2 rRNA genes are annotated in these 3,298 nt (G+C 58.6%); both read left to right on the forward strand.

The features are described 5' to 3' along the window. The first annotated feature begins 73 nt into the window (after positions 1–73). Positions 74–1,594 (forward strand): 16S ribosomal RNA (locus FLX08_RS39625). A 434-nt stretch (positions 1,595–2,028) separates the two neighbouring features. Continuing rightward, positions 2,029–3,298 (forward strand): 23S ribosomal RNA (locus FLX08_RS39630); the annotation flags it as partial.

The raw sequence follows: 3,298 nt of genomic DNA on the forward strand, positions 1-3,298 counted from the left end.
CGGTGACGGATTCCTTTGACGGCATCTTTCCTTAGCCGGGGGGTGCCGGCCAGAGTGATTATTTTCCAAGCATTGTTTGGAGAGTTTGATCCTGGCTCAGGACGAACGCTGGCGGCGTGCTTAACACATGCAAGTCGAGCGGAAAGGCCCTTCGGGGTACTCGAGCGGCGAACGGGTGAGTAACACGTGAGTAACCTGCCCCTGACTCTGGGATAAGCCTGGGAAACCGGGTCTAATACCGGATATGACACTCCTCCGCATGGTGTGGGTGTGGAAAGTTTTTTCGGTTGGGGATGGGCTCGCGGCCTATCAGCTTGTTGGTGGGGTGATGGCCTACCAAGGCGACGACGGGTAGCCGGCCTGAGAGGGCGACCGGCCACACTGGGACTGAGACACGGCCCAGACTCCTACGGGAGGCAGCAGTGGGGAATATTGCGCAATGGGCGGAAGCCTGACGCAGCGACGCCGCGTGGGGGATGACGGCCTTCGGGTTGTAAACCTCTTTCAGCAGGGACGAAGTTGACGTGTACCTGTAGAAGAAGCGCCGGCTAACTACGTGCCAGCAGCCGCGGTAATACGTAGGGCGCGAGCGTTGTCCGGAATTATTGGGCGTAAAGAGCTCGTAGGTGGCTTGTTGCGTCTGCCGTGAAAGCCCGTGGCTTAACTACGGGTCTGCGGTGGATACGGGCAGGCTAGAGGCTGGTAGGGGCAAGCGGAATTCCTGGTGTAGCGGTGAAATGCGCAGATATCAGGAGGAACACCGGTGGCGAAGGCGGCTTGCTGGGCCAGTTCTGACGCTGAGGAGCGAAAGCGTGGGGAGCGAACAGGATTAGATACCCTGGTAGTCCACGCTGTAAACGTTGGGCGCTAGGTGTGGGGGTCTTCCACGATTCCTGTGCCGTAGCTAACGCATTAAGCGCCCCGCCTGGGGAGTACGGCCGCAAGGCTAAAACTCAAAGGAATTGACGGGGGCCCGCACAAGCGGCGGAGCATGTTGCTTAATTCGACGCAACGCGAAGAACCTTACCAAGGTTTGACATACACCGGAAAGCTCTGGAGACAGAGCCCTCCTTTGGACTGGTGTACAGGTGGTGCATGGCTGTCGTCAGCTCGTGTCGTGAGATGTTGGGTTAAGTCCCGCAACGAGCGCAACCCTTGTTCCATGTTGCCAGCACGCCCTTTGGGGTGGTGGGGACTCATGGGAGACTGCCGGGGTCAACTCGGAGGAAGGTGGGGATGACGTCAAGTCATCATGCCCCTTATGTCTTGGGCTGCAAACATGCTACAATGGTCGGTACAGAGGGTTGCGATACCGTGAGGTGGAGCGAATCCCTAAAAGCCGGTCTCAGTTCGGATTGGGGTCTGCAACTCGACCCCATGAAGTCGGAGTCGCTAGTAATCGCAGATCAGCAACGCTGCGGTGAATACGTTCCCGGGCCTTGTACACACCGCCCGTCACGTCACGAAAGTCGGCAACACCCGAAGCCCGTGGCCCAACCACTTGTGGGGGGAGCGGTCGAAGGTGGGGCTGGCGATTGGGACGAAGTCGTAACAAGGTAGCCGTACCGGAAGGTGCGGCTGGATCACCTCCTTTCTAAGGAGCACTCGGCCGGCTCGGACCTCTTAGGGGGTTGGGTTTGGCCCATGCCGGGTTCAGGGGCGAATGTTCCCTGCCTGGTGCGCTCATTAGTGGAGCACTGGTTATTCAGCCGGTCGTGGTTGCCGGGTCTGCTAGTACCGCCGTGAGTGATCGCGGAGTGGGAATGTGGGCTGCGGGGGCCGGGGTTGGTTGGGCACACTGTTGGGTCCTGAGGAAACGGGCCCGTTCACTCGGCCATCACTGTGTGGTGGTTGTGGTGGGGTTTGTTTTCTCCAGGGCTGGTCTCCTGCCATACCGGCCGGGGTCCTTGCTTGTGGGTTCGCCTGTTGTGGGTGGGCTTGCGGTGGGGGTTCGGGTGTTTGGTGGTGGGGTGGGCTGGTTGTCTGGTTGTTGTTTGTGAATTGCATAGTGGACGCGAGCATCTTTGTGGCCAAGTTAGTTAGGGCACACGGTGGATGCCTTGGCATCAGGAGCCGATGAAGGACGTGGGAGGCTGCGTTAAGCCTCGGGGAGTCGCCAACCAGACGTTGATCCGGGGATGTCCGAATGGGGAAACCTAGCACCAGTCATGTGGTGTTGCCGCCGTCTGAATGTATAGGGCGGTTGGTGGTAACGCGGGGAAGTGAAACATCTCAGTACCCGTAGGAGAAGAAAACAAATAGTGATTCCGTGAGTAGTGGTGAGCGAAAGCGGAGGAGGCTAAACCGTGCGCGTGTGATAGCCGGCGGGCGTTGCGTGTGCGGGGTTGTGGGACCTTCCGGGGGAGACCGCCGTCTCTTCAAGCAGTGAGAAATCGGTGGGGTAGTCGAACGCTCTGGGAAGGGCGGCCGTAGACCGTGATAGCCGGGTAGGCGAAATTCTGCCGACTGCTGGGAGTGTTCCCGAGTAGCACGGGGCTCGAGGAATCCTGTGTGAATCTGCCAGGACCACCTGGTAAGCCTAAATACTTCCTGATGACCGATAGTGAACGAGTACCGTGAGGGAAAGGTGAAAAGCGCCCCGGTGAGGGGTCGTGAAATAGTACCTGAAACCGTGTGCCTACAAGCCGTAGGAGCGTAGTCGCCTTTGGGCGGCTGTGATGTGACTGCGTGCCTTTTGAAGAATGAGCCTGCGAGTTATGGTGTGTGGCGAGGTTAACCCGTGTGGGGGAGCCGTAGCGAAAGCGAGTCTGAATAGGGCGTTTGAGTCGCATGCTGTAGACCCGAAGCGGGGTGATCTACGCATGGGCAGGTTGAAGCGTGGGTAAGACTGCGTGGAGGACCGAACCCACCAGGGTTGAAAACCTGGGGGATGACCTGTGTGTAGGGGTGAAAGGCCAATCAAACTCCGTGATAGCTGGTTCTCCCCGAAATGCATTTAGGTGCAGCGTTGCGTGTTGCTTGCCGGAGGTAGGGCTCTGGATGGCTGATGGGCCCGACAAGGTTACTGACGTCAGCCAAACTTCGAATGCCGGTAAGTTGAGCGTGGCAGTGAGACTGCGGGGGATAAGCTCCGTGGTCGAGAGGGAAACAGCCCAGATCACCGACTAAGGCCCCTAAGCGTGTGCTAAGTGGGAAAGGATGTGGAGTCGCAGTGACAACCAGGAGGTTGGCTTAGAAGCAGCCATCCTTGAAAGAGTGCGTAATAGCTCACTGGTCAAGTGATTCTGCGCCGACAATGTAGCGGGGCTCAAGTACACCGCCGAAGTCGTGGCACCGC

The sequence above is a fragment of the Microbispora hainanensis genome, from assembly GCF_006874475.1.
GTDB lineage: Bacteria > Actinomycetota > Actinomycetes > Streptosporangiales > Streptosporangiaceae > Microbispora > Microbispora hainanensis.